The 20470-nt window shown below is 68.3% G+C and carries 24 protein-coding genes; 19 read left to right on the top strand and 5 right to left on the bottom strand.

Going from position 1 to position 20470, the window contains the following annotated elements:
* Positions 1-41: 41 nt before the first annotated feature.
* The 9 genes from C0J29_RS22595 (at position 42) to C0J29_RS22630 (ending at position 7885) form a co-directional block, all read left to right on the top strand.
* Positions 42-338 carry a DUF732 domain-containing protein gene (locus C0J29_RS22595; protein WP_232004311.1) on the top strand — a complete coding sequence of 99 codons (297 nt, stop codon included), beginning with the start codon at positions 42-44 and terminating at the stop codon, positions 336-338.
* Positions 339-578: 240 nt separating this feature from the next.
* On the top strand, positions 579-1244 hold the full coding sequence (locus C0J29_RS22600; protein WP_371872449.1) for a cation diffusion facilitator family transporter: 666 nt from the start codon (positions 579-581) through the stop codon (positions 1242-1244).
* 350 nt (positions 1245-1594) lie between these two features.
* Positions 1595-1861: a hypothetical protein gene (locus C0J29_RS22605; protein WP_120793622.1), complete on the top strand. Its 267-nt coding sequence runs from the start codon at positions 1595-1597 to the stop codon at positions 1859-1861.
* A gap of 106 nt (positions 1862-1967) precedes the next feature.
* Positions 1968-2954, top strand: a complete 987-nt coding sequence (locus C0J29_RS22610) for an alpha/beta fold hydrolase (protein ID WP_065046212.1) — start codon at positions 1968-1970, stop codon at positions 2952-2954.
* A gap of 64 nt (positions 2955-3018) precedes the next feature.
* Positions 3019-3750, top strand: a complete 732-nt coding sequence (locus C0J29_RS32945; protein ID WP_162951534.1) for a DUF998 domain-containing protein — start codon at positions 3019-3021, stop codon at positions 3748-3750.
* Positions 3747-4592 carry an alpha/beta fold hydrolase gene (locus C0J29_RS32950; protein WP_162951535.1) on the top strand — a complete coding sequence of 282 codons (846 nt, stop codon included), beginning with the start codon at positions 3747-3749 and terminating at the stop codon, positions 4590-4592. The genes C0J29_RS32945 and C0J29_RS32950 overlap by 4 nt, the downstream gene beginning before the upstream one ends.
* A gap of 126 nt (positions 4593-4718) precedes the next feature.
* A complete protein-coding gene (locus C0J29_RS22620) occupies positions 4719-5915 on the top strand; it encodes an SPFH domain-containing protein (RefSeq protein WP_242460522.1) in 1197 nt (398 codons plus the stop codon).
* A gap of 47 nt (positions 5916-5962) precedes the next feature.
* Positions 5963-7375: a TFIIB-type zinc ribbon-containing protein gene (locus tag C0J29_RS22625; protein WP_208659326.1), complete on the top strand. Its 1413-nt coding sequence runs from the start codon at positions 5963-5965 to the stop codon at positions 7373-7375.
* Between the two features lie 3 nt (positions 7376-7378).
* A complete protein-coding gene (locus tag C0J29_RS22630; protein WP_065046219.1) occupies positions 7379-7885 on the top strand; it encodes a hypothetical protein in 507 nt (168 codons plus the stop codon).
* Here C0J29_RS22630 and C0J29_RS22635 read toward each other — a convergent pair.
* A complete protein-coding gene (locus C0J29_RS22635; protein WP_120794905.1) occupies positions 7875-8843 on the bottom strand; it encodes a 2-hydroxyacid dehydrogenase in 969 nt (322 codons plus the stop codon). The genes C0J29_RS22630 and C0J29_RS22635 overlap by 11 nt on opposite strands.
* A 77-nt stretch (positions 8844-8920) precedes the next feature.
* On the opposite strand from C0J29_RS22635, the gene C0J29_RS22640 reads away from it, so the two are divergent.
* From C0J29_RS22640 to C0J29_RS22665, 6 genes are all read left to right on the top strand, one after another.
* Complete coding sequence (locus C0J29_RS22640) at positions 8921-9310, top strand: VOC family protein (protein WP_371872498.1); 390 nt, start codon at positions 8921-8923, stop codon at positions 9308-9310.
* A 30-nt stretch (positions 9311-9340) separates the two neighbouring features.
* Positions 9341-9955 carry a dihydrofolate reductase family protein gene (locus tag C0J29_RS22645; RefSeq protein WP_120793625.1) on the top strand — a complete coding sequence of 205 codons (615 nt, stop codon included), beginning with the start codon at positions 9341-9343 and terminating at the stop codon, positions 9953-9955.
* 55 nt (positions 9956-10010) lie between these two features.
* Positions 10011-10727, top strand: coding sequence for a thioesterase II family protein (locus C0J29_RS22650; protein WP_133435818.1), 717 nt, complete (start codon positions 10011-10013; stop codon positions 10725-10727).
* A 51-nt stretch (positions 10728-10778) separates the two neighbouring features.
* Positions 10779-11309, top strand: a complete 531-nt coding sequence (locus C0J29_RS22655) for a M15 family metallopeptidase (protein ID WP_120793627.1) — start codon at positions 10779-10781, stop codon at positions 11307-11309.
* 7 nt (positions 11310-11316) lie between these two features.
* Complete coding sequence (locus C0J29_RS22660) at positions 11317-12099, top strand: alpha/beta hydrolase (RefSeq protein WP_120793628.1); 783 nt, start codon at positions 11317-11319, stop codon at positions 12097-12099.
* A 105-nt stretch (positions 12100-12204) separates the two neighbouring features.
* Positions 12205-12540: a DUF732 domain-containing protein gene (locus C0J29_RS22665; protein ID WP_120793629.1), complete on the top strand. Its 336-nt coding sequence runs from the start codon at positions 12205-12207 to the stop codon at positions 12538-12540.
* A 58-nt stretch (positions 12541-12598) separates the two neighbouring features.
* Here the strand turns inward: C0J29_RS22665 and C0J29_RS22670 are convergent, their stop codons facing one another.
* The 3 genes from C0J29_RS22670 to C0J29_RS22680 are packed head-to-tail and all read right to left on the bottom strand — an operon-like array spanning position 12599 to position 14192.
* Entirely contained in the window at positions 12599-13087 is a 489-nt protein-coding gene (locus tag C0J29_RS22670; RefSeq protein WP_370530816.1) for an Rv2253 family sensor-like surface protein, read from the bottom strand.
* A 58-nt stretch (positions 13088-13145) separates the two neighbouring features.
* Positions 13146-13676, bottom strand: a complete 531-nt coding sequence (locus tag C0J29_RS22675) for a pyridoxamine 5'-phosphate oxidase family protein (protein ID WP_120793630.1) — start codon at positions 13674-13676, stop codon at positions 13146-13148.
* A 30-nt stretch (positions 13677-13706) separates the two neighbouring features.
* A complete protein-coding gene (locus C0J29_RS22680; protein WP_172834674.1) occupies positions 13707-14192 on the bottom strand; it encodes an NUDIX domain-containing protein in 486 nt (161 codons plus the stop codon).
* A gap of 113 nt (positions 14193-14305) precedes the next feature.
* Here C0J29_RS22680 and C0J29_RS22685 point away from each other — a divergent pair, with 113 nt between their 5' ends.
* From C0J29_RS22685 to C0J29_RS22700, 4 genes are all read left to right on the top strand, one after another.
* The gene (locus C0J29_RS22685; RefSeq protein ID WP_120794908.1) at positions 14306-14662 is read left to right on the top strand and encodes a VOC family protein; all 357 of its coding nucleotides are present in this window, start codon (positions 14306-14308) and stop codon (positions 14660-14662) included.
* Positions 14663-14675: 13 nt separating this feature from the next.
* On the top strand, positions 14676-16133 hold the full coding sequence (locus tag C0J29_RS22690) for a glycosyltransferase family protein (RefSeq protein ID WP_120793631.1): 1458 nt from the start codon (positions 14676-14678) through the stop codon (positions 16131-16133).
* Between the two features lie 153 nt (positions 16134-16286).
* Entirely contained in the window at positions 16287-17684 is a 1398-nt protein-coding gene (locus tag C0J29_RS34505) for a DUF6777 domain-containing protein (protein WP_162951536.1), read from the top strand.
* Positions 17685-17827: 143 nt separating this feature from the next.
* Entirely contained in the window at positions 17828-19570 is a 1743-nt protein-coding gene (locus C0J29_RS22700; protein WP_120794909.1) for an NAD-binding protein, read from the top strand.
* On the opposite strand, the gene C0J29_RS22705 is transcribed toward C0J29_RS22700, so the two are convergent.
* Positions 19571-20449: an LLM class flavin-dependent oxidoreductase gene (locus C0J29_RS22705; protein ID WP_065161427.1), complete on the bottom strand. Its 879-nt coding sequence runs from the start codon at positions 20447-20449 to the stop codon at positions 19571-19573. It abuts the gene before it with no gap.
* Between the last annotated feature and the right edge of the window lie 21 nt (positions 20450-20470).

The raw sequence follows: 20470 nt of genomic DNA on the forward strand, positions 1-20470 counted from the left end.
TTGCTGGTAGCAAACACCCCTCACAGAAGGAGGCGAGCGTGATGTCGCTTCGCGGACTGCGCCTGCTGGTTATTCCTGCCATCGTTGCCACCGGTTTTTCCCTCAGCAGCGGCATCGCCCTCGCGGACGATGACGCCTATCTGGCCCAGATGAGCAAGCTTGGTTTCACCGGCGACAAGGACACGATGATCGCCCTGGGACACGCTATCTGCGCCGACCGCAGCATGGGTGAGACCCCGGACCAACTGGCCAAGGTGGTTCAGACGAAATTCACCAACGCTACGTATCAGGACGCCACCGCGGCCGTGAGCGCAGCGGAATCCGCCTACTGCCCCTAAACGCGGATCGGCCGGCGACACCCGGTCGCTGGTTGCGCATTCCGGCTAGAGCCGGCAAACGGTCCGGTGGGTCCGAATGTCGATTCCTGCTGTCGACGGCCGGCGTGTGCAGGAATGTAGCTGACGCTTGCCATAGCCACGCATCGGTCACGAATGGCACAGTGGGACTGTGCTTGTCGTCGATCGTGACTTCGTCTGCGCGCTCGGTAACTGCGAACCGTGTGATTGCGGGTGCGAGCAGTGACCACGGGTCTGTCTGAACAACGCCGCCAGTCGCTGGCGCGCCGGATCCGGTGGCTGGTAGCCACGACGATCACCTACAACGTCATAGAGGCGATCGTCGCGATCGCGGCCGGAACGGTCGCCGACTCGACAGCTCTGATCGGGTTCGGACTCGACTCGGTGATCGAGGTGTCGTCAGCGGCGGCGGTGGCTTGGCAGTTCGCCGCCCCCGACCCCGAGGCGCGCGAACGAATCGCGCTGCGCCTCATCGCATTTTCCTTCTTCGGGTTGGCGATCTATGTGACCGTCGAGTCGATCCGGTCATTGCTGGGCCAGAGTGAAGCACGGCCGTCCACGCCGGGCATCATCCTTGCGGCGGTGAGCCTGGTCGTCATGCCCGTGCTTTCCTACACGCAGCGCCGAGCCGGCCGCGAACTCGGATCACTGTCCGCCGTGGCCGATTCCAAGCAGACGCTGCTGTGCACGTATCTCTCGGCGGTGTTGCTTGTCGGCCTGCTCCTCAACACCGCGTTCGGGTGGGCCTGGGCCGACCCCCTCGCGGGCCTGGTGATCGCCGGCATCGCCGTCAAAGAGGGAATGAACGCCTGGCGAGGCGACACGTGCTGCGCGGCACCGCCGACGTCCACGGCGGCCGCACATGATTGCGACTGCTGCGACGACTAGCTGTTTCGCGCAGCATGATCGGAACCGAAAACCGCTGACTCCCGCTGGGAAGCCAGCACCTAGCAGTTTTCTATGAACTCACTTGTAAAAATATTCTGAGCTGCCCGTTCGCCGATATCCTTCAGCCATATTGTGCATAGGCAACAAAGCCGTGGCGGAAGGGCGTAGCGATGAGGCCGACCTTGCCCCTGGCAGCACTTGCGCTAGTATCTTGCGGTTTTGCCGGCCTAACCCCGACGGCAAGCGCCGAAGTCTCCGCCACCGACGGCGTCTACGCCTACATGGAAGGTCCCGTCACCGCGGGAACATGGACCATCAGGACGACGTGCAGCCCACAGTGCGTCGCACACGTGACGACCGCCCCGGGCCACGGTTTCGCCGCCCCGCTGGTCAACGGCCGCCATCTGGTGACGCGGACCGTGCCGGAAGGCGTCACATGTCCCTCGTATTTTCTCGGCGACAACGGATCCTCGTGGGGTAGCGGCACGCACCCCGTCACCGTCCGGCAGTGGTGGGACCCGGTCACGCTCGTCGGCGGCGTGGACTTCCTGGAAAGCTCCGCACCCTGTGGAATCCCCAACCCGCATGACACCTTCACGCTGGTCAAGATCGGTTAGCGGCCCTCGCCCACGAACGCTTCAAGAATTTCCCAAGAACTCCCCTGCAAGCTTCTCCGCAATACCCCGCTTCGGCGGTGGAGACGCATACGAAGGGGACGAGACCATGACGAACCGCTCACGCCGCCACTTACGGCCAGTGCGCGATGTCACCGCGCCGGCGCTGCAGTTCCGCACCATCCACGGCCACCGCCGCGCCTTCCGCATCGCCGGATCCGGCCCGGTCGTCGTGCTGCTGCATGGCGTCGGCGACAGCTCGACGACGTGGGAACCGGTGCACGCCAAGCTTGCCCAACGATTCACCGTGATCGCCCCGGACATGCTGGGCCACGGCGAGTCGGACAAGCCCCGCGCCGACTACTCGCTGGCCGCCTTCGCCAATGGCCTGCGCGACCTGCTGACCGCCCTGGAAATCGACCGGGTCACCCTGGTCGGGCACTCCCTGGGTGGCGGCCTCGCGGCCCAGTTCGCCTACCAGTACCCGCAATTCGTCGAGCGCGTGGTGCTGGTCAGCGCCGGCGGCGTCACCACGGAGGTGAGCGCGGCTCTACGCTTCGCGGCGATGCCCATGGGCGCTGAGATGCTCTCGGCGCTGCGGCTGCCCGGCGCGGTCCCCGCCCTGGGCCTCGTCAGCCGCGCGGTCGGGCACATCGCCGGCTCCACCCGGCTCACTCGCGACGTCGCCAGCCTGCCGCGCCTGGTCGGCGGGTTGAGCAAGCCCGGTGCCGTCGAAGCATTCGCCCGCACCCTGCGCGCCGTCGTCGACACCCGCGGCCAGTACGTCACCATGCTCGACCGGACCTACCTGATGCACGACCTTCCGGTGCAGATCATCTGGGGCGAGGACGACCTGATCATCCCGGCGAGCCACGCCCGGGTCGCCCACGAACAGATCCCCGGCTCGCGCCTGGAAATCTTCGAGGAGTCCGGGCACATGCCGCACGGTGACCACCCGGACCGCTTCGTCGAGGTCGTCCAGCGCTTCATCGACTCGACCGCGCCGTACGAGCACCAGCCGGAGCTGATGCGCAAGGCGCTGCAGACCGGTGTCCGCCAGTACCCCGCCGTCGACATCGAGTCGGACCTGGCGTAACGCTCCGCGGCACGCCGCGGCCCGAAGACCCGCCCGCACCCTGCCGGCACGGCATGATGGCCGTATGGCAGTGCGGCCGCGCTCCGCCCCGGTGGCGGACATCAGCCAGGAATGGCTGTCCGCACTGCGCTGGGTCGCCGTGGCCGGCTCCGTGGCCGGCGCCGTGTTGTATTCCAACTGGCTTCTGGAGAACTACTTCACGCGCTCGCTGCTGCCGGACCCCGACATGTACATCAGCGAGCTGTCCGCGGCGGACCAACCGTACGGCGAGTGGTTCCGGGCCTGCGACCGGGCCTGCGCCGTCGTGCTGGTCGTCGCGGCTGCCGCCGCGCTGATCAGTGTTCGGGGCAGCCGGTGGAGCAAGGCCGGCTGGGGTGCGCTCGGGGTTTTCGCGGTGGCGACGGGATTGGACAGCACGGTGTGGACGCTGGTGTGCGCGCCGAGTTCGAACGCGGCGTGCGCGGCCCGCGAGGCTGCCGGGACCGTGCCGCTGAGTCACCAGCTCCACTGGCTGAGCAGCGGGATGGCGCTGGCCGCCGCGATCGCGTCGCTGTTGGCGTTCGCCATCGCCGATTTCCGGGAGAATGCCCCGGCGCCGATACGGCGCGCCGGACTGCTCACGTTGGTGGCGCTGGTCGGGACCGCGATCTGGACCGGTGTGGCAATCCTGATCGACCACACCGACGTGATCGGCATGGTGGGCGTCGCGCAGCGGGCGGAGCTCGTGGCGTTCGCCGGTTGGCTGATCTACGTCGCCGTCCGCACCGCCCGGGTCCGAAGCGCCACCGGCCCGTGAGCCGGGGCGCCGATGTCGAGGTCGGCGGTTACCGGGTGCGCATTCTCGTCGACGGCGACACGGGCCCCGTGGTGGTGTTGTGCAGCGGCCTCGGCGGCCGGGCGCTGCACTGGCGTGACACGGCGGCAGACCTGGCCGCCGACCACACCGTGGTGCGGTTCGACCGGCCCGGCACACCGGTGACCGGTGCCCCGCGCAGCCCCACAGTCCGGGGGGAGGCCGACCGGATCGCGGCCGTCCTCGATGCCGTGCGCTGTGCCGATAAGGCGGTGGTGGTGGGGCATTCGGTCGGCGGCTTCTATGCCGAGGCATTCGCGCGTCTGTATCCGCAACGCACCCGCGCCCTGGTGCTGCTGGATTCCAGCGTTGCCGCCGAGGACCGACGGCTTAGATTGCCCTTGCGCGCCAAGGTCACCGTCGCCGACGCGGCCGCTAAGGCACTGCGCGACCTGCACCTCCGGGAACCCCTGACCCGCGCCGGCCTCGCCCTCGCGCAGCGACGACGCCCCGACGGGCTCGACGCGCAAATGCGGGACGAAATAAACAGCGCGGCAATCGATTCCGCTTTTCTGAGCGCGCTGTTCACCGAATATGTTGGGTATCACGAGCTCGCGGCCGAGTTGTATCACCTGCGGCCCGGCAACCCGCTGCCCCCGGTGCCGCGCGTGGTGGCCACCGCCCATACGGGTCGGCGCACCCGGCGCTGGCTTACCCAGCAGATCGGGCTGGCCGAAACCCTCGGTGCCGAACACGTCACCATCAGCCCCGCCGGGCACCTCGTGATGATCGAACGGCCGCACAGCAGCGCAGACCTCATCCGCTCCGTCGCGAGCCGGGCCTAGCAGCGCTCCAAGAATTCTCCAAGAACTCTCCTGGAATCTTTTCTCCGCAACCCGCTTCGGCGGAGCAGGGCTTTGCCGTAACTGCCAGCTCAACAACCGCGTCACCGCGTAAGATTCGCCGAGATATTGAACGCCGAGGAGGGGACCAAGACCATGGGCATGCGCGACATGATCCGGGGCGAGTTCGTCGACATCATCGAATGGCTCGACGACACGAACACCACCCTGGCATGGCGGTTCCCGCGGTATGACAACGAGATCAAGAACGGCGCCCAGCTGATCGTCCGGGAGGGCCAGCGGGCGATGTTCGTCTACCGCGGGCAGCTGGCCGATCAATTCACCCCCGGCCACTACACCCTGACCAGTGAGAACATGCCGATCCTGGGCACCCTGCAGGGTTGGAAGTACGGGTTCAACAGTCCCTTCCGCTCCGAGGTCTACTACGTCAACACCCGGCCCTATCCCGACTTGCGTTGGGGCACACCGCAACCCGTGACGGTGCGGGATCCGGACTTCAAGATGGTGCAGGTACGGGCCAACGGCACCACGGTGGTGCGGGTCACCGACCCCACCGTCTTCCTGCGCCAGGTGCTCGGCACCCAGAGTGCGGTGGAGATGGACCAGATCACCGAGTTGATCCGCCGCAACATCGCCCTGGCGTTCAACGACCTGGTCATGGGCAGCGGCCTGGGCGCGATTGACCTGCAGGGCCGCCAGGTGGAGTTGTCCGACAAGCTGCGGGAATTCGTGGCCCAGCGAGTGCAAGCTTTCGGCCTCGGGATCGACGCTGTCACCATGACGATCTCGCTGCCGGAGGAGATCCAGCAGGCGATGACCCGCGGCGTTGCACGAGGTGTGGAGGAAAGCGGCTTCCTGAACAACGTCGGCGATCTCAACCGCTTCGAGCAGGCCCGCCGGGCCGACGCGATGCTGGCCGCCGCCCAGAACGAAGGGGGCGGCGCGGCCGGCTCGGCGATCCAGGCCGGGCTCGGCGTCGCGCTGGGCGCCCAGATGGCCAACGCCGCACAACCCCAGGTTCAGCCGCAACAATTCGCGGCCACCCAGCAGCCGATGCAGGGGGCGCCCCCGCCGCTGCCCACCCAACAACTGTTCCACTTCGATCAGGGTGGCCAGCCCGCCGGTCCCTACCCTGTCAGCGCGCTGCGACCGTTCGTCGCCGGCGGCCAGCTGACCCGCGACACCGTCGTGTGGACCGAGGGGATGGCGAATTGGGCTCCGGCGTCGAGCGTGCCGGCGCTGCAGTCGCTGTTCAGTACACCGCCTCCCCTGCCCGGCACGCCGCCCCCGCTTCCGCAGCAATGAATTACGACCCGGGCGCCCCGCGGCCTCCGCATCCGCAACCGCCGCCCATGCCTCCACGACCCGCGGGCCCCCCGGCCGGCCCGCCGCCGCTGCCGCCACGGCAAGCGGGGCCGCCCCCGTTGCCGTCCCGACCGGCGGGTCCCCCGCCGTTGCCACCCAGACAAGCCGGGCCGCAGGCCAGCCCGCCGCCGATGCCGCCGCGTCAGGCCCCTCCGCCACTGCCACCGCGTCAGGCCCCGCTGCCGCAGACAACTCCGCCGCCCGTGCGTCCGTTCGCCGGGCCGCCGGCGGCGGGCCCCGCGATGTTCCACCAAACGGAGCGCACTCTCACCTATCCGTGCGCCTCCTGTGGCGGACAGCTCAACTTCGACATCGCCAGCCAGAAGATGCGCTGCCCCAGCTGCGGCAACTACTCCGACGTCAACGCGCCGAACACTCCGGTCCGTTCGCGGGAACTGCGCGGTGCGATGCAACAGCTGCGGGAGACGCAACGCGGCCAGGAGGGCCCGAATGTTTCCGGCATGCGCGAGGTCAAGTGCCAGAACTGCGGCGGCACAACCGAATTCGCCGGCAGCCTGACCTCCACCAAGTGTCCCTACTGCGCGACACCGATCCAGCGAGACGACGTGCACAACGCTCCCGCACGGTTGCCGGTGGACGGTGTGGTGCCGTTCCGGGTCGACGAGAAGCAGGCCCGTCAGCTCATCGAAAAGTGGGTCACCAAGCGCTGGTTCGCGCCTACCGACTTCAAGAAGTACCGGGAGATCGGCGCCTTCTCCAGTCTCTACACTGCCTATTTCACGTACGACGCCAACACCGATACCTGGTACGAGGGCGAGCGCGGTGAGGACTACCAGGTCCGGGTTGGCACCGACAGCGACGGCGACCCCATCTACGAGACCCGCACGTCGTGGTATCGCGTTGCGGGACAGGTCAACAACGTCTTCGCCGACCTGCCGGTGCTGGCCAACGACAGCGAGAACCTCAATCGCAAACGGATCAAACAGCTCGAACCCTGGCCGGTCGAGCAGGCCCGGGCCTACTCACCGGAGTTCGTCGCTGGCCACCTCTGCCGCACCTACGACAAGGACGCCGAACAGGCACTGCCCGAGGCGCAACAGGAGATGGAGCAGGCCGTCGAGCGGACCGTGCGATCCGACATCGGGGGCGACCGGCAGCGGATCCACCAGCTGCGCACCAATTGGAATTACCTGGGTTTCAAGCACATCCTGCTCCCGATCTGGCTGCTGACCGTCATGTACAGCAACCGACCGTTCCAGGTCGCCATCAACGGCCTCACCGGCGAGGTGGCCGGCGATCGGCCATGGAGCAAGGTCAAGCTGGCGATCGCCATCACGTGTGCGGTGCTGGCCGTGATCCTGGTGATCGCGATCTGGGCGTATTTCCATTCGCACGGCCATCATTCGAGCCGAACTCCCAGCCGCGTTCACAGGAGGTAGTCGATGGACATCGTCGTAGCGGTGATCCTGATTCTGGCGCTGCTGGTGGGTTCGGCGGTGGCGGTGGTGGCGGTCGTCAATCACCGCCAGCAACGGGCGCTGACCGACGCCAATCAGCTGATCCCGGGCCGGCCCACCCGCGCTCCCCGGTCGTGGGCCGTGTCGCACGATCCCGAAGCCCGGCTGCACCGCCGGCTGCGGGATGCCATGAAAGCTCTCTACGCCGTCAATGCCGTCGATACCGGGACGACGGTGGTGCTGCGCGCCGATCTGGAACAGACGGCGCTCGATCTCGACGACCACCTCGTCGCCGTCGCCCAGCTCGCACCCAATCACCGCGACGAGTTGCTCGCCACCATCACGACAACGGTCGAGTCCATCGAAGCCGCCGTGGCCCGCTACGCCACCGCCGCCACGATGCCCGACTCCACCACCCTCGAGGCTGACCTCGCCACCGTGCAACAACACCTCGACGTGACCCGGGAAGTGCAGCGACGGCTCACCGCCTGACCGGCGGCAGCACGGGAGTCACCAGCTCGCCGCTGCGCAGGTAGCTGTCCAGGTTGCGAATCGCCAGCAGCGCCATGGCCTTTCGGGTGCGGGCCGTGGCGCTGCCGATGTGCGGGAAGAGCACCACGTTGTCCATGGTGAACAGCTCGGCCGGCACGTGCGGTTCGTCGGCGAAGACGTCCAAACCCGCTCCCCCAAGGCCGCCGCCGCGCAGCAACTCGACGAGTGCGTCCTGATCCACGACGCTGCCGCGGGCGATGTTGACCAGATAGCCGTCCGGACCCAGTGCCTGCAGGACGGCGCGGTCGACCAGATGATGGGTTCCGCCGTCGCCGGTGGTGGCGACGACCAGGACGTCGACGGACTCGGCGAGTTCGGCAGCCGACTCCGCATACCGGTACGGCGAGCCGTCGACGCGGTGGCGGTTGTGATAGGCGATGGCACAGTCGAATCCGCGCAGCCGGGTTGCGATCGCCGAACCGATGCGCCCCAGACCCAGGATGCCGACCTGCAGGCCGCTCACGTCGCGCGCATAGCCGAAGGGCCCGTCGGTCGCCCAGCGGCCGGCCCGCACGTAACGGTCGGCGGCGCCGAATCGGCGCAGTGTCATCAGGATCAGTCCCAGCGCGGTGTCGGCGACGGTGTCGGACAGCACGTCGGGGGTGTTGCTGACGCCGATGCCGCGACGCTTGGCCGCGTCGAGGTCGATGGCGTCCACTCCGGCCCCGTTGTTGACGATCGCCTGCAAGTTGGGCAGCGCGGCCATGGTGTCGGCGTCCGCGCCGGGTCCGCCTGAGGTCAGCACCACCCGGATCTCGGCGCCGTGTTCGGTGAGAAACTCCGTCCTGGCCGGACCGGCTGGGAGCGTGCGGAATTCATACCGCTTGGCCAGTTCGCTCTTGAATGTCGGCTCGAAGGGCCCGATCCCCAGCAACTCATTCGATTTCTGCACCGTCACCGTTCCATCTTCGCCCAAGCCGTCTGCGCATTACCCTTGGCGGCACAACGATTCCCGGCACAATGATTCCCGGCACGATGATTCCCCGGCACAGTGATTCCAAGGAGGTGGCAGTGGGCACGCAGGAAGTACGGATGATCGTGTTGTCGACGGACGATCTCGATGAGTCGATCCGCTTCTACTCCGAGACCCTGGGCATGGCGGTGAAGTTCCGCGACGGCGACCACTTCGCCGCCCTGGACGGCGGGTCGATCACGCTGGCCCTCGCGACCGCGGTGGATCACCCCATCCCCGGACAGGTCGTCGTCGGCATCAAGACCTCGGACGTCGACGCCGCGGCCAAGGCCATCGAGGCCAGCGGCGGCGGCATCGTGCGGGCCCCCTACGACGATGCTCACGAGCGCCGCGCCGTGGTCTACGACAACAAAGGCAACGGTCTGGTGTTCTACAGCCCCCTGGCCCGGTGAGTTTCACCGGCGGCGCCAGTCTGCATCGGGGTGAGCAGAACCAACCTCTCGATGTCGATCTCCGCCGACGGCTACGTGGCCGGCCCCGATCAATCCGCTGAGCATCCCCTGGGCCGCGGCGGCGAACAGCTGCACGGCTGGCACCTCGGGCCCGCCAAAGACCATCCCGCCAACCGCCAGGTGGTGTCGGAGATGCTCGACGACATGGGCGCAACCATCATGGGGCGCAATATGTTCGGCCCGGTCCGCGGCGAGTGGGCGGGCTCCGACTGGGCCGGCTGGTGGGGTGACGTTCCGCCGTACCACTGCCCCGTCTTCGTCCTGACGCACTATCCGCACGAACCCATTGAGCTGCGGGGTGGGACGACGTTTCACTTCGTCACCGACGGCATCGAATCGGCCTATGCGCGAGCCCGGGACGCGGCCGGCGACCGGCCCATCTCGATCGCGGGCGGAGCCTCGTGCGCGCGGCAGGCGATCCGGGCCGGTCTCGTCGACGAGATCGATCTCCAGCTGAATCCGGTGATACTCGGCTCGGGCGAGCGTCTTTTCGACGGCCTGCCGGCCGGTGAACCCGGGCTCGAACTGGTCCGCGTACTCGAGGCGCCGGGCGTCGCGCATCTGCGGTACCGCGTCATCCGATAGGCCGCAAGAACCCGGCAAGAATCCACCAAGGATCCTTCAAGTCGCATCCGTGATCGTGAGCCTTACCAGCCACGAGAAGAAGGCGACGATCATGCGGATGTTCTGTTTCCACCACGCCGGCGGCGGCAGCCTGACATTCAAAGCCTGGCAGCGGGCTCTCGCGCCGGCGGTCGAGGTGATTCCCGTCGAGATCGCCAACCGCGAGCGCTTCAGCACGATGCGCGATCTCGTCGACGAGGTCAACGAGCAACTGCGCCCCTACCTCGACGAGCCGCACATGTTCTTCGGCCACAGCTTCGGCGCGCTGCTCGCCTACCGGCTGGCGTCGGTACGGGCGGCGGCGGGCGCCACGCTGCCCCGCGCGGTGTTCCTGTCCGCTTACGCCCCGCCGCACCTGCCGCCGCCGCTGCACCTGGTCGACGGCCTGGACGACGAGCAACTGGTCACGTTGTTCTCCGATCTGGGCGGCTGGCCCACCGGATTGACCCGCTGGCCCACGCTGCACGAGCGGGCCGTCAGCACCACCCGGCACGACCTGCGGCTCTGCGCGACCGACCGCGAGGAGAACAGCGCGGAGCTGCCCTGCCCGATCCACGTCTTCGGCGGCAGCGAAGACCCCCTGGTCAGCGAGTCCGACCTGCGCGAATGGCGTACCCGCACGACCGCGGACTTCTCGGTGCAGATCCTGCGCGGCGGCCACTTCTACCTGCGGGACCGCCAGCCGCTGTTCGAGACGCTGAAGCCCCTGGTGTCGACGGTTCTGGCCGCGTGAGAGGGCGCCTCAGCTTGACGCGTGTGACCGGACTCGCCAAGGTACTAGGCGATGATTCGGAAATGTTTCTGGTCGGTGGCGGCGGGTCTGATGCTCGCCGTCGTCGCTCCGGCCGCGCCGGCCGCGGCGGCGCCCGGGGATGACGACACCGCCGGTGGATGGGTGCCCGACGGCCAGGAACTCAGCACCTTCGACCTTGCCGACCCCGCCGTCAACCGCCTCACCCCGGCGCTGCTGCACGCGATCCAGCGGGCAGCGCACGGCGCCAAGGCGGACGGCATCACGCTCGGCCTCACCTCCGGGTGGCGCTCGCCGGAATTCCAGCAGCAGTTGTTCAATGACGCAGTCGCCCGGTACGGCAGCGCGGCGATCGCCAGCGAGTACGTCGCCTCCCCCGAGACGTCCAAACACGTCATCGGCCACGCCGTTGACGTCGGCCCCACCGCCGCCGACACCTGGCTCATCCGCAACGGGTCGGCCTACGGGCTGTGCCAGATCTACGCCAACGAGATCTGGCACTTCGAGCTGGCGTCCGACTATGGGGGCACCTGTCCGCCGTTGCGGCCAAACGCGGCCGGCTGACACCCACATGCTCGAAGTCATCGACAAGGGCGATCCCACCGACGAGCATCCGGTACCACTGCTGTTCGTTCACGGCGCCTGGCACGGGGCCTGGTGCTGGGACGAGCACTTCCTCGATTTCTTCGCGGGCCACGGATACCGCGTCGTCGCCCCGAGTCTGCGCGGCCACGGCGCAAGCCCCGGTGCGCTGCGCGGGGCGCGCATCCGGGACTACGTCGCCGATGTGGCCTCGACAGCGGAGTCGTTGCCGACGCCGCCGGTGGTGATCGGGCATTCGATGGGCGGCTTTGTGGTTCAGCACTACCTGACGCGGCACACCGCCGCCGGGGCGATCCTGCTGGCGTCGATCCGGCCCCGGGGCGTGCTCCGGGTGACCGGACGCATCGCCCGCCGCCACCCGGTGCAGTTCGTCAAGGTGAACGCTCAGATGCGGCTGGGACCGCTGGTGACCACGCCCGCACTGGCCAGGGAGTTGTTCTTCTCCGCGGCGATGCCGCAGGCGGACGTCATCTCTTATCAGGGTCGGCTCCAGGACGAGTCCTATCGAGCCTTTCTCGACATGCTCGCACTCGACCTGGTCGACCCGAAACAAGTCAGTCGCGTGCCCCTGCTGGTGCTCGGCGCCGAGCACGACGCCATCGTCACGCCACGCGAAACCCGCAGTATCGCAGCACATTACGGGACTGAGGTAGAGGTGTTTCCGGACCTGGCCCACGACGTCATGCTGGAACCCGGCTGGCGGGCGGTGGCCGAGCGAATGCAGAGCTGGCTCGCCGCGCACGGACTGTAGATCACGGGCGCATCAAGAATCTATTGAGAATTCCACAAGCCGTGCGCATGAGGCTTTGGTTAACGCAAACCAGCGTCCACCACCCTCAGTAACACGGAGATAGCAATGTTCACTCGTCGTTTCACCGCTTCCCTGGCCGGCACCACCCTCACCGCCGCCACGCTCGGCCTGGCCGCCCTCGGCCTGGCCGGCACGGCTGGCGCAAGCACGGTCGACGACAGCTTCATCGCGCAGATCAAGGCTGACGGCATCACCCCGCCCAGCAACGCGCGGGCCATCAGCGAGGCGCACGCCGTCTGCAGCGCGCTCGACGCCGGCCAGTCCAGCAAGCAGGTCATCAGCGGAGTGGCCCAGCGGACCGGCCTGAGCAGCAACGGTGCCCACACCTTCGCCGTCGACGCCGCCAGCGCCTACTGCCCGCAGTACGTCACCACCACCTGACCCTCAACCCGATTCGCCGCCTCACAGCTACTGTGGGGCGGCGTTTCGGTGCGCGGGGTTAAGCGCGGAACGCGGCGACCGGCATCTCGACGCTGCCCTGACACGGACCGCTGGCGATGTCGGTGTGCCAGGTGCCGCGCAGCGACCCGTCGGACTGCGGCGCATAGAACGCCCACGACTTGGCGGGTGCCCAGACTTTCGGAACCCCCTCTCCCATAAAGCAATCCCACTGAAAGTCGAAGCGCTCAACCCACCGGGTGCCGTCCCAGGTGTAGTGCGAAGGCACCGAGATCGTCGGGTTGTTGGGTTTCGGGCCGTTGTTGGCGGTGGCGACGCAGGTGGCGGCCGAACACACCGTCGAGAAGACGTAGTCGGCGCTGAAAGTCTGCTCGGTTTGGCCGGCGGCCACGCTGGTGCCTTTCTTGTCGACCGCGTACCTCACCAGCGAGTACTTGCCGTTCCACGACGGTGTTGCCGCGTGCGCCGCCGGCATGCCGAGTGCCCCCAGGCATACCGCGAGCATGGCGAACATCCATCCCAGGCGCATCGTGCCCATGCTGCCGGTCGGATGACGCGACGGGGTATCGAGGCGGATACGATCCCGCTCAACCCAATTCGAACTTCGTCGCACCGAACGGCTCGGCTGTTCCCAGCGCGAACACCGCGGTCGGTTGCACCCGGTAGAGATGCCACGGCGCCCGTCCCGCCGAGGGCGCGCTGAACGGCGCGGTGAGCGCGTCTCCGGCCACCTCCGCCGGCCAGCCGTCTGCGGCGTATATCGCTGCCACAGAGGTTAATTCGCTGCTGTCGGTGACCCGGTCGGCGGTGCCTTCGATGATGAGGTCAAAGGGCTCGGTGGCGACGCTGACGGTGCATCGGGCGTCCCGCGCCAGATTCCGCGACTTGCGGGTGGTCGGGCCGGATGTGAAATACCAGGTGCCGTCCACCGATTGCACCCCGACCGGCATGACGTGCGGACTCCCGTCGGGATTGGTGGTGGTGAGCCAGGTCGTGTGCCGTTGCGGGCCACCGGTTCCCGGCGCCTGCGGTAACGGGCCGTCCAGCACCGCTCTGACCCGGTCCCACTCGATCGGCGGTGTCCCGTATCCGTCGAGGTTGTGCTGTGTGATCGTCATAGCTGGATAGACCGTGGCCGGGCCGAAAGTTCATCGCCCGTGTAACAGAAACAGGGCGTAGGCGGCGATCGACTGCGCGTCGGCGATCACACTGTTGCGCATCATCTGCTCGACATCTGCGCGCGGGAACCAGGCGCTGCGCATGTCCTGCTCCTCGTGTTCGCGATCAGCGTCCCCCTCCGAGATTCCGGTGGCCAGATAGACCCATCCGCGCTGACTGCTCATCCCGGGGGCGACGTCGAGCTGCCCGAGGGCCTCGAACGACGTTGCCCGCAGCCCGGTTTCCTCACGCAACTCCCGTTCGGCGAGCGCGGCCGGCTCAAGGTCGGTTAAATCCGGGGCGGTGCCTTGGGGGAACTCCCAGCGGCGCGCGCCCACCGGATACCGGAATTGCTCCACCAACCGGAATCGCTCTCCGTCGTACGGCATTACGAGTGCATAGGTCGGCTTGTCCACGACCGCGTAAATGCCCGGGCTGCCGTCCGGCCGGCGGATGTCGTCTTCGCGCAGGACCATCCAGGGGTTGCGATACGCCTCACGGGACGCGACGGTTTCGATGAAAGGCACCAAGCCAGTATTGACTCATGGTGCTGCCGGCTTCGCGCGACGTTGCACGAAAGGAGCGGAGGATGCTGACGTTCGAGGAGATCTGCATCGACGCGGCTGACCCGACCACCCTCGGCCAGTGGTGGGCGCGAGCGCTGGGCTGGCAACACGAGATTGACGAGGAAGGCGACGTGCGGCTCACCGCGCCGCATGGGGCGGGCCCGTCCTGGATGTTTCTTCGCGTCGCTGACGAGCGAATCGTCAAGAATCGCATCCACTTCGACTTCCGTCCCGATGATCAGGAGGCCGAAGTTCGGCGCCTGCTCGAGTTGGGCGCGCGCCAGGTCGACATCGGTCAGGGTAGGCAGAGCTGGGTGGTACTGGCCGATCCGGAGGGCAACGAGTTCTGCGTGCTGGCGGCGAACCGGGACGGGGAGTAGGACCCCGACGTCGATGACCGCTATCGGGCGCGACCGACTCGTGCTGGCTGCCATTCTGGCGCTGGCGGCGGGGTTGCGTCTGATCGCGCTGCCGCGGCGCGGTGAGTGGGACGACGACCAGGGCACGGAGATGCTCGCGATGCTGGGCTGGGTGCGGGATGGCCGTATCCCCCTGCTGGGCCCCGTGAGTTCGGCCCCGACGGTTCATCACGGCGCCTGGTTCTACTGGATCCTGGCGCCGGGCGCGTTCGCGACCGACGCTCACCCGATGGCGGCCGTCGCAACGCTGGCCGTGATCGGTATCGGTGGCGTCGCGGCGGCCTGGTGGCTCGGACGCACGGTCGGCGGTCCGCTCGCCGGTCACCTGACCGGGTTGCTGATGGCCGTCAGTCCGGCGGCGATCACGGCCTCGACGTACGTCTGGAACGCCAATATCGTCGCGCCCGGGGCGGCACTGGCATCGGCTGCGGCCTGGCAGGCGTGGCGGACGCGCCGCGCGCGCTGGTGGCTGCTGTCGGCCGTCGGCGGGGTGCTGATGCTCAGCGGACACCTGCTGGCCGCCGTCGCGCTTCCGTCGTTCGCCGCCTTGATGGCCGCCGACCTGCTCAGGCGGCCGCGATCGGAGTGGCCGTGGCTGCCCATGCTTGGTGCGATCGGGATCGTCGCGGTGGGCTACCTGCCCAGCCTGGTCCAGTGGCGCGCCGTCGTGGACTTCCTCGCCACGCATGATCCGGGCGGACCTTCGCTGCCCGCCCGGTTGGTCGTCATTTCCCGACGGGTGCTGGCCTGGCCGGTATCGGGCTTCGCGGATTCGGCGCCCTGGTCCGGCTGGCTGACGGCGTTGCTCACATTGGCGGCACTCGTGATAACGATCCAAAGAGCCGGTCCCTTAAGGCAATTCGGCTGTTGGGCCGCGGCGACGACGGGATGGTCGGTGCTCGCGCTGGCCGTCCTGGCGCCGACGCTCGCCACCCCGTTCGCGGGCCTGCCCACCGACCAGTACCACGCGTGGCTGGAGCCGATCCTGTTGGCGGCCATCGGCACTGCCGGTGCGCAGCTGTGGCGCACAAAGGTGGTGGCTACCGCTCTGGTCGGCGCCTGCATCGCGTTGTCCCTGATTTCGCTGCCACCGCTGTCGTCTCCGGACGGCGGGTGGCCGAGGGCCGCGGAAACCGCGACCCGGATCCGGGCGGTCACCGACGGCCACACCGTCGCGGTGGCTGGTGTAGGCAAGAGTGGGGCTGCGCTGGAGTTTCCGTTGCGCCGTGCACACAGCCCCGGTGCCGGGTTCGCCGCTGCCGAGTTCCTCGTCGTGACCTGCGACCCGTTGTTCTTCCGGGTGGCCGTGTTGCCCTGCGGCGGACAGGCCGAGGCCGCCGAGGCCCGCGAACTCGGGTTCCCGCGCGCCCGGGTGGTCGACCGTTTCGCCGACGGTCCCCGACGGGTGATCAGCATCTTCGCCAGCCACTGAAACCTTTGCCAGTGCTGTCGTGAGCAAACCCTGCGGAATGCGCTGCGTTTCTTTAAGCTCCTCTTGGGGTTTGTGATCATGGCTTTGTATGCACCACCGAAGCACAGTTTGCGGGGGCGGCCAGGCGGCCGTCAGCAAACGGCGTCGGCGCTTGTGATCGGCCTTGCAGTCGCGTCGGTGTTGGTCGGCGTGGCCAGTTGCTCGAAGTCGGGAAAGCCGGCGGTGCAGCGCGAGGTCGTGCTGCAGTCCGCGTCGTCCCGCGCGTATCCCTGGACGACTGACCTGAGCACGGTGGCTCTGCCCACCGAAGGCGAGACACCGGGTCCGATTGCGGCGTCCGGGGGTGCGGCCAGTCCGGTGGACGTCTCGGGCACTCAACCGGAGCTGTATGGCGGCGTCACCGGCGTTCCGGTGTTGGACCGGGACAAGTTGGTGACGGAACTGGATGCCAACCCGCCGATGGCCACCGCGTGGCGTAGCGCCGCGGGAGCCCAGGACGTGGACGGCTATGTCGGTTCGCTGACGCCGGTGGTGTTGATCCACGACACCGCGGTGACGGATCACTCGTATCGGAATGGTGCCGCGGCGCCCTTTCAGTCGGTGCTGCAGGCGGGCACTCCGGTTCTGGTCGACGCGCAGGGAGTTCCCCGCGTGCGCGGCACTTCCGGCAGCCCATTGTCCGAGCCGGAGCGCGACGTGACTCCCACCTACAGCGGGAAGGGCTGGCCGACGTTCGCGCAGTCGTCGGTGGTGGCCGTGCAGCCCGCTCCGGAACCCGCGAAGTCGATGCAGCTGCTGGCCGTGACACCGGTCGGGGAAGAGGCGGCCAACCCGTTCCAGCCCGACATCGCGGTGGGTCAGACGGTTCCCGTGCAATCGACGCGGACGGCGCCGCCGCCGCCGGTCGGTTCGCTGCCGCTCGGACCATTGCCGACGGCGACGCGGCGTCCGGGTGCCCAGCTGCCGACGGGCGCGACCCCCACCGGTGCTCAGCCGACCGGTGCGCAGCCGACCGGTGTTCAGCCGACGGCTGTTCAGCCGACGGCGACGCCGCGACCTACGGGGGCCCAGCCGACGGGGGCGCAGCCCACGGGGGCGCAGCCCACGGGCGTGCAGCCGACGGGAACGCCGCGGCCCACTGGTGCGCAACCGACGGGCGTGCAGCCGACCGGCGTCCAGCCGACGGGCGTCCAGCCCACGGGCGTCCAGCCGACGGGCGCGCAGCCGACGGGCGTGCAACCCACCGGAGTCCAGCCGACGGGCGTGCAGCCGAAGCCCACCGGCGCACCGCAGCCCACCGCGGCACCCAAACCCACCGCGGCACCGCAGCCCACCGCGGCACCGCAGCCGACCGCGGCACCCAAACCCACCGCGGCACCGCAGCCGACCGCGGCACCCAAACCCACCGCGGCACCGCAGCCGACCGCGGCACCCAAACCCACCGCGGCACCGCAGCCGACCGCGGCACCCAAACCCACCGCGGCACCGCAGCCGACCGCGGCACCCAAACCCACGGCCGCACCGCAGCCCACCGGCAACCGGCCGACCTAGTCGCTGCGATTGCAGTGGAATTAGCCCGCGACCAAGATAAGTTCCGGATCGACACATAAGCGCGTCATGCTGGCGTCAACCGGCGCGGTGATCGATAGTCAATTCAAGCCGGCCGACGCCCATGTCATCGGGAGTGGGTGTTCATGCGGGACGACTCATGGCGGAGCGGGCGGAACATGGTGCGCCACATCATCGTCAGCGGTGACGACGCGCTGGCCGCGACGATCATCGAGGAACTCAACAAAGTCGGCGCCAATGTCGCGATGCTGACCGGTGACAACCTGGTCGGGATCGACCTCACCAACGCCGACGCCGTGGTGTGCGTCGGCGACGACGACGCGAAGAACCTCGAAATCGCCTTGCTTGCAAGGAAAGCCAACCCACATGTGCGGGTCGTCGCCCGACTGGCCAACGACGTGCTGCGCGAGGCGATGGCCGCCGACAACGGTCCGGGCGCGATCCTGGACGTCGCCGACCTAGCCGCGCCCTCGGTGGTCGAATCGGTACTGGCCTACACCGCGCACCCGTTCGACGCCGCAGGCATCCACTTCGTGGTCTCCGGGTCCGAAGCACCGCGGGACGCGACCCTGCGCGACATCTACGGCGATCTGGCGCCCGTGGCGGTGATCGGCGGAAAGGACTCCCCCGCTCCCGGTGAGGTGGTTGCATGTCCGGGCCGGGACCTGCAGGTGCACGCCAAGGACTGGACAGTGATGATCGGCACCGCCGAGGAGGTCACGGCTCGCGGCCTCCAGGTGCCCCGCCCAGTACCCACCCGCTCCGGGCGACCCCGAATGCACCGCGGCATGGACGCGGTGCGCACGGTGCGCGACGAAGTGAACCCGATGTTCTACCGGGCGTTGGGGGCGGCGCTGGCCCTGCTGGTGGTGTCGACGGTGGTGCTGCGCTTCTGCTACCGGATGCCGGGCATGAACTGGATCGACGCCCTGTACTTCACCACCGAGACCATTGCGACGGTCGGCTACGGCGACTTCAGCTTCGCGAACCAGCCGATCTGGTTGCGGCTGTTCAGCATCATGTTGATGTTCGCCGGCGTCACCACCACCGCATTGTTGGTCGCCTTCGTCGCCGACCTGCTGTTGTCGCGCCGTTTCGTCCGCTCGGCCGGGCGCTCGCGGGTGCGCCACATGCGCAACCACATCATCGTCGTCGGGCTGGGCTCATTCGGCAGCCGCGTGGTCAGCGACCTGGTCACCGCCGGATGCGACGTCGCCGTGATCGAACTCGACGACAACAATCGCTACCTGGCCTCGGCGGCCGAACTCGATGTTCCGGTGATCTTCGGCGACGCGACACTACGCCAGACGCTGGAATACGCCGGGATCGAGAAGGCACGCGCGGTAGCCGTGCTGACCCAGGACGACATGGTCAACATCGAAGTGGGCATCGTCCTGCGGGAGATGCTGAACGCCCGACCCCACCGCAAGCTGCACCGCAAGCACGTTCCGCTGGTGCTGCGGGTGTACGACCGCTCGCTGGGATCCGCGGTGGCACAGCGGTTCGGGTTCAACCACGTCCGCTCGACGGTCGATCTGGCGGCGCCCTGGTTCATCGGCGCCGCGATGGGACTGCAGGTGCTGGGCACGTTCTCCGTCGGGCAACGCTCATTCATGGTGGGCGGCATGCGCGTCGCCTCCGGCAGCGAGCTCGACGGCAAGCCCATGCACGAGTTGTCCACGCAGACCCGCGTCATCGCGATCACCGGACCCGACGGGCAAGTCAAGCTGCATCCGCGCCGCGACGCCCGCCTGGAAGGCGGCGACACCGTCTACCTGGTCGGCCCGTACCGCGAACTGCTGGCCACCCTGCGCAAGGGACTGCCGACGGATCAGTCCGCCGCCGTCCACGAGGCGGCGGCGGGCTGACTACAACGCGGCGACGACGTCGGCCGCGCGGCGCAGTTGCTCGATGTCCGAGCTGGTGGGGATGAGCTGCACTTCGTGCGTGCCGATGTCCGCGAACCTCTTGAGCACCGCGACCAGGTCGTCCTCGGTGCCGGCCCAGCCGGTCATCGGCGCCATGGCGTCGACGTACTCGGCCGGGATCCAGTTCATGTAGCGCCGCAGGTGTCGGTGCACCTGGCCGCGGGCGTCGTCGGCGTCGCCGAACGCGAACCAGAACGAGGTCGCCAGGTGGGGTTCCGGCTTGCCGGCCTCGGACCAGGCCGTGCGCGCCACATCGAACAGTTCGTTCTGCTTGGCGACGTCGAGGTCCAAAGTGGTTCCGGCCATTCCGTCGGCCCAGGCCGACGCGCTGCGCACGGTCTTGGGTCCGATGGTGCCGACGTGCAGCGGTGGGCCACCGGGTTGGATTGGCGAGGGCCCCACGGGCCGTACTGACTCGGTGGTCTTCTCCCCCGCCCACACGCGCTTCATGACCGCGACCCGTTCGGCCATGCCGCGGATTGTCTGCGTCTTGGGGTCGGCGCCGACCGCGTTGTAGTCCTCGTGCCGGCCGCCGACACCGATTCCCACCGTCAGTCGGCCGCCGCTGAGCATGTCGCCGGTGGCCAGGCCCTTGGCGAGCATGACCGGGTCGTGCAGCTGCGGAACGATCACCGTCGTCACGAGACGCACCCGCTGGGTCCATGCCGATATCGCACCCAGCAGCGTCAGGCTGTCCGGGTTGTCGAAGGCGATGCGCTCGCCCCAACACAGCGACGAGAACGGGCCCTCGTCGATCGCCTGCGCCCACTGCCGCAGCAGCGCCGCGTCCAGGTCGGGCTCCATCACGGGCATGGTCATACCTATCTGCACGTGATTGAT

Source organism: Mycobacterium paragordonae (genome assembly GCF_003614435.1).
GTDB classification, from domain to species: Bacteria; Actinomycetota; Actinomycetes; order Mycobacteriales; family Mycobacteriaceae; genus Mycobacterium; species Mycobacterium paragordonae.

What these genes read in the sequence shown, in the direction of transcription:
- C0J29_RS22665 (WP_120793629.1), top strand. Translation starts at nt 12,205, where the DNA reads ATGTTCACTCGTCGTTTCACCGCTTCCCTGGCCGGCACCACCCTCACC.
- C0J29_RS22625 (WP_208659326.1), top strand. Translation starts at nt 5,963, where the DNA reads ATGCCTCCACGACCCGCGGGCCCCCCGGCCGGCCCGCCGCCGCTGCCG.
- C0J29_RS22680 (WP_172834674.1), bottom strand. Translation starts at nt 14,192, where the DNA reads ATGGTCCTGCGCGAAGACGACATCCGCCGGCCGGACGGCAGCCCGGGC.
- C0J29_RS22610 (WP_065046212.1), top strand. Translation starts at nt 1,968, where the DNA reads ATGACGAACCGCTCACGCCGCCACTTACGGCCAGTGCGCGATGTCACC.
- C0J29_RS22685 (WP_120794908.1), top strand. Translation starts at nt 14,306, where the DNA reads ATGCTGACGTTCGAGGAGATCTGCATCGACGCGGCTGACCCGACCACC.
- C0J29_RS22630 (WP_065046219.1), top strand. Translation starts at nt 7,379, where the DNA reads ATGGACATCGTCGTAGCGGTGATCCTGATTCTGGCGCTGCTGGTGGGT.
- C0J29_RS22595 (WP_232004311.1), top strand. Translation starts at nt 42, where the DNA reads ATGTCGCTTCGCGGACTGCGCCTGCTGGTTATTCCTGCCATCGTTGCC.
- C0J29_RS22660 (WP_120793628.1), top strand. Translation starts at nt 11,317, where the DNA reads ATGCTCGAAGTCATCGACAAGGGCGATCCCACCGACGAGCATCCGGTA.
- C0J29_RS22690 (WP_120793631.1), top strand. Translation starts at nt 14,676, where the DNA reads ATGACCGCTATCGGGCGCGACCGACTCGTGCTGGCTGCCATTCTGGCG.
- C0J29_RS22670 (WP_370530816.1), bottom strand. Translation starts at nt 13,087, where the DNA reads ATGCGCCTGGGATGGATGTTCGCCATGCTCGCGGTATGCCTGGGGGCA.
- C0J29_RS22640 (WP_371872498.1), top strand. Translation starts at nt 8,921, where the DNA reads ATGATTCCCCGGCACAGTGATTCCAAGGAGGTGGCAGTGGGCACGCAG.
- C0J29_RS22655 (WP_120793627.1), top strand. Translation starts at nt 10,779, where the DNA reads ATGATTCGGAAATGTTTCTGGTCGGTGGCGGCGGGTCTGATGCTCGCC.
- C0J29_RS22700 (WP_120794909.1), top strand. Translation starts at nt 17,828, where the DNA reads ATGCGGGACGACTCATGGCGGAGCGGGCGGAACATGGTGCGCCACATC.
- C0J29_RS22675 (WP_120793630.1), bottom strand. Translation starts at nt 13,676, where the DNA reads ATGACGATCACACAGCACAACCTCGACGGATACGGGACACCGCCGATC.
- C0J29_RS22705 (WP_065161427.1), bottom strand. Translation starts at nt 20,449, where the DNA reads ATGACCATGCCCGTGATGGAGCCCGACCTGGACGCGGCGCTGCTGCGG.
- C0J29_RS32945 (WP_162951534.1), top strand. Translation starts at nt 3,019, where the DNA reads ATGGCAGTGCGGCCGCGCTCCGCCCCGGTGGCGGACATCAGCCAGGAA.